2 protein-coding genes are annotated in these 963 nt (G+C 72.6%); one reads left to right on the top strand and one right to left on the bottom strand.

Features of this window, described 5'->3' with window-relative positions; genetic code table 11:
• A partial coding sequence (locus AC1D15_RS34430; protein WP_477829603.1) for a PhnE/PtxC family ABC transporter permease occupies nt 1–360 on the top strand: 360 nt, incomplete at its 5' end.
• 2 nt (nt 361–362) lie between these two features.
• On the opposite strand, the gene AC1D15_RS34425 is transcribed toward AC1D15_RS34430, so the two are convergent.
• A partial coding sequence (locus AC1D15_RS34425) for an AGE family epimerase/isomerase (protein WP_477829602.1) occupies nt 363–963 on the bottom strand: 601 nt, incomplete at its 5' end.

The raw sequence follows: 963 nt of genomic DNA, 5'->3' as shown, positions 1-963 counted from the left end.
GCCTTGCACACGACCGGCGTGCTGGGCCGGTTGTTCGCCGAGAGCATCGAGAACGCGGCGCCCGGCCCGGCGCTCGCGTTGCGCGTGCGCGGCGCCGGCCGCCTGCGCGTGTTCCTGTGGGCGACGCTGCCGCAGGTGCTGCCGCAACTGCTGTCGTACAGCCTCTACCGGTGGGAGAACAACATCCGCGCGGCAGCGGTGCTGGGCGTGGTGGGGGCGGGCGGCCTGGGCCAGATGCTGTACTACCACCTGGGCCTGTTCCAGATGCACGAGACCTGCACGGTGCTGCTCGCGATGATCGCGCTGGTCGCGATCGTCGATGCAGTGTCGTTCGCCGCGCGGCGCGTCCTGGGCCGATGACCCTAGGTTCCGATGGCCCGGAGCACCTCGTAGCAAGCCCCCATCGTGTCGGCATCCGTCTCCCCGGCCGGGCTCCCCGCGTCGCCGAGCGGGCGGTTGTCCTGCGACAGGACCCGGTGCCAGCCCCCGTGCGGATGGTCGACGAAATGCGCCCAGCTGTGCTCCCAGAGGCGGTCGTACCAATCCCAGTAGCCGCCCTCGCCGGTGCGCACCGCCAGCCCGGCGGCGGCGGCCAGCGCCTCGGCCTGTACCGAGGCGTGCTTGTCGTGGTCGACGACCGCGCGGTCCGCTGCGAAGCCGCGGAACAAGCCGCCGTGCTTCGCATCCCAGTTGTGCTGCGTCGCGGCCGCGAACAACTCGCGCGCCCGCGGCAGGAGCCAGTCGCTCGCCCGGTGCCGGTCCAGCATCAGCAACAGCCTGGCCCACGCCGCATGGTGTCCCGTCTGGAAGCCCGGCGGCCGGGAGCGATTGCCGGCGTCGTCGCCGTGATCGCCCCGGTCGATCGACCAGTCGAGCCGGTAGTGCTCCCAGACCAGCCCGTGCGACAGCGCCGCCAGCCGCTGCGTGACCGAGCGCGCGAGCGTCTCGGCGCGGTCGAGGAAG

It is taken from the genome of Rhizobacter sp. P2_H2, assembly GCF_056403375.1.
Note: the sequence above shows the minus strand (reverse complement) of the source record. Positions and strands in the feature narration are given on the sequence as shown.